At 70.5% G+C, this 3871-nt stretch carries 2 protein-coding genes; both read right to left on the reverse strand.

Features of this window, described 5'->3' with window-relative positions; all coding sequences use genetic code 11:
- The coding region (gene glgB / locus HMPREF3086_RS00305; protein WP_070719668.1) for a 1,4-alpha-glucan branching protein GlgB at window positions 1-2303 on the reverse strand (2303 nt) is incomplete at its 3' end.
- Between the two features lie 11 nt (window positions 2304-2314).
- A partial coding sequence (locus tag HMPREF3086_RS00310) for an alpha-amylase family protein (protein WP_070719669.1) occupies window positions 2315-3871 on the reverse strand: 1557 nt, incomplete at its 5' end.

Genomic DNA, 3871 nt, shown 5'->3' on the forward strand with positions numbered 1-3871 from the left:
CGGTGTCCTGCGTGGACTGCGGGGCGTGCGCGGGAGCCGACCGTGATCGCGGCGGAGTAGGGCCGCCCGTGGTGGGAGATCTGCTCGGCGTGGACGCCGCCGTAGTTGCCGGCGCCGGACCCCTCGTAGGCCTCGGCATCCGTGTTGAGGATCTCCTCCCAGTACCCGCCCTCGGGGAGGCCGATGCGGTAGTCGCCGAGAGGCGCGCCGGAGAAGTTCACGACACACGCGACGGTGCTGCCGTCGTGGTCGGTCCGCAGGAACGACAGCGTGTTGTGCTCGGAGTCGTTGGCGTCGATCCACGAGAAGCCCGAGGGGTCGTCGTCGAGCGCCCACAGACCGGGGTTCTCGGCGTAGCGGGCGTTGAGGTCGCGCACGCAGTCGCGGATGCCGCGGTGGTACTCGCCCTCCCAGCCCTCGAGGTCGTCCCACGCGACGCCGCGCTCGGCGTTCCACTCGGTGGTCTGGCCGAATTCCAGTCCCTGGAAGAGGAGCTTCTTACCGGGGTGGGCCCACATGTAGGCGTAGAGGCTGCGGATCCCGGCGGCGCGGTCCCACGAGGAGCCGGGCATGCGCTCCCACATGGAGCCCTTCCCGTGGACGACCTCGTCGTGGCTGAGGGGGAGGACGAAGCGCTCGCTCCAGGCGTACATGAGCGAGAAGGTGATCTCGCCGTGGTGGTAGCCGCGGTAGATCGGGTCCAGGCCCACGTACTGGAGGGTGTCGTTCATCCAGCCCATGTTCCACTTCATGGAGAAGCCGAGGCCGCCGGTGTAGGTGGGGGCGGTGACGCCGCCCCACGAGGTGGACTCCTCGGCGACGGTGAGGACGCCGGGGTGCTTGCGGTGGACCGTGGCGTTGACCTCCTGGAGGAACGAGATGGCCTCGAGGTTCTCGCGGCCGCCGTGGATGTTGGGCGTCCACTGTCCCTCGTCGCGGGAGTAGTCGAGGTAGAGCATCGAGGCGACGGCGTCCACACGGAGCCCGTCGACGTGGAACTCGTCGGCCCAGTACAGGGCGTTGGCGACGAGGAAGTTGCGGACCTCGCGCCGGCCGAAGTCGAACACGTAGGTGCCCCAGTCGGGCTGTTCGCCGCGCCGGGGGTCGCCGTGCTCGTACAGCGGGGTGCCGTCGAACCGGCCGAGGGACCACTCGTCCTTGGGGAAGTGCGCGGGGACCCAGTCCACCAGGACGCCGATGCCGTGTGAGTGCAGGTGGTCGATCACGTAACGCAGGTCGTCCGGGGAGCCGAACCGACTGGTGGGGGCGAAGTAGCCGGACACCTGGTAGCCCCACGAGCCGCCGAACGGGTGCTCGGCGACGGGCATCAGTTCCACGTGTGTGAACCCGGTGGAGAGGACGTGCTCGGCGAGTTGGTGCGCGAACTCGCGGTAGTCGAGGCCGGGGCGCCAGGAGCCGACGTGGACCTCGAGGATGGTCATCGGGGAGCGCGAGTGGTCGCGGGTCGCGCGGGCGGCGATCCACTCGTCGTCGTTCCACTCGTAGGCGGAGGTGAACACCTTCGACCCGGTGGCGGGGGGCACCTCGGTCGCGACGGCCATGGGGTCGGCGTGGTCGACGGTCCGCCCGTCGGCACCCCGGACGCGGTACTTGTAGACGGCGCCGTCGCCGACGTCGGGGACGAACAGTTCCCACACGCCGGAGGAGCCGATCGAGCGCATGGGCAGCGCCACGGGGTTCCAGCCGCAGAAGTCGCCGACCACGCTGACGCCGCGGGCGTTGGGCGCCCACACGGCGAAGGACGTCCCGGTGACCGGCCCGCCGGGGGAGTCGTAGGTGCGGACGTGCGCACCGAGCGCGTCCCAGAGGCGCTCGTGCCGTCCCTCGCCGATGAGGTGCAGGTCGACCTCGCCGAGGGTCGGCAGGAACCGGTAGCCGTCGGCGACGGTGCGGGTGTGGCCGTCCGCGTAGGCGACGCGGAAGCGGTAGTCGGGGACCTCGGCCTCGGGCAGGGCGGCCTGGAACAGGCCGTCGGAGACGGGCTCCATCGGGACCGTCCGGTCACCGAAGTCGATCTCGACGGACACCGCGCCCGGCTGCATGGTGCGCACGACGGAACCGTCGCCGTCGCGGTGCGCGCCGTAGACCGAGTGGGGATCGTGGTGGGTGCCCGCGCGGAGCCGACCGAGGACCTCGCCGGTGAGGGGCGTGGGCCGCGGCGCCGCGGCCGGTGCGGGGGTCGTGGCCGACCCGGATGTCGCACGGGCCGCCGGGGATGACGGCGAGGTCTTCTCCTGCCGGCGTCGGGCGTTTGCGGGGTCCTGCTTCTTATGCTTTCCCATGGTCGTTCGCCTCAATCCACGGTGTGCGTTCGATAGGACAGTTCGACCCTACGTGCTTCGGAGCAGGGTGGGATCGAGACGATGTGCGCGACCGCGGACCACGGCTCGAGCCGGACGTAGTTGCTCGACCCCCAGTGGAACTCGTTGCCCGACACCTCGTCGCGCACGCTGAACCGGGCGTCGTCGTCGTAACCGAGCGCCGCCATGTCCAGGTGGAGGGTGCCCTCCTGGACGCCGAGGGAGTCCAGGGTGACCACGGTCAGAACGGTGTCGCCGGTGGCGGGATCGATCTTGGAGTAGGCGATGATCCGGTCGTTGTCGACGTCGTGGAAGTGCAGGGTCCGCAGCTGCTGGAGCGCGGGGTGCTCGCGCCGGATCCGGTTGAGCGCGCGCAGCCAGGGCGCCAGCGACTGTCCGGCGGCCTCGGCGGCCGCGAAGTCGCGGGGTCGCAGTTGGTACTTCTCCGAGTCGAGGTACTCCTCGCTGCCCTCGGTGACGGGCTGCCACTCGTAGAGTTCGAAGCCCGAGTACACGCCCCAGGCGGGCGAGAGGGTCGCGGCGAGGGCGGCGCGGATCGCGAACATCGCCGGGCCGCCGCGCTGGAGCGACTCGTGCAGGATGTCCGGGGTGTTGGTGAACATGTTGGGCCGCGCCTCGTCGACGTGTGCCAGCAGCTGCTCGCAGAACTCGACCAGGTCGGCCTTGGTGGTCTTCCACGTGAAGTACGTGTACGACTGCGAGAATCCGCGCTTGGCGAGCCCGAACAGCCGGGCCGGTCGGGTGAACGCCTCGGCGAGGAACAGCACGTCGGGCTCGGTGCGCTTGACCTCGCTGATGAGCCGGTTCCAGAAGTCCGCGGGCTTGGTGTGCGGGTTGTCCACGCGGAAGATCCGCACGCCCAGTGACGTCCAGTGCCTGACCACGCGCAGCACCTCGGCGTAGATGCCCTCGGGGTCGTTGTCGAAGTTGATCGGGTAGATGTCCTGGTACTTCTTGGGCGGGTTCTCGGCGTAGGCGATGTGCCCGTCGGGCAGGACGGTGAACCACTCGGGGTGCTCGGCGGCCCACGGGTGGTCGGGGGCGCACTGCAGCGCGAGGTCGAGCGCGACCTCGACACCGCGTTCGCCCGCGTACTCGACGAGCCCGCGGAAGTCCTCGGTCGTGCCGAGGTCGGGGTGCACCGCGTCGTGGCCGCCGTCCCGTGAGCCGATGGCCCACGGGGATCCCACGTCGTCCGGATCGGGTGTCAGCGTGTTGTTGCGGCCCTTGCGGTTGATCTCCCCGATCGGGTGGATGGGCGGCAGGTACACCACGTCGAACCCGAGGTCGGCTGCGTGGTCGATGTATGCCCGCGACGTGGCGAAGGTGCCGTGGACGGGCCGGCCCTCGGCGTCCCAGCCGCCGGTGGATCGGGGGAAGAACTCGTACCAGGAGCTGAACTGGGCCTCGCGGCGATCGACCCACACCCGGTGGGTCTGCCCGACGGTGACCAGCTCGCGCACCGGGTCGGCGGCGAGCGCCGCGGCGACCTCCGCCGACAGGGCCCGCTCCGTGCGGGTGGCCGCGTC

The organism is Dietzia sp. HMSC21D01 (assembly GCF_001815995.1).
Classification (GTDB): domain Bacteria; phylum Actinomycetota; class Actinomycetes; order Mycobacteriales; family Mycobacteriaceae; genus Dietzia; species Dietzia cinnamea.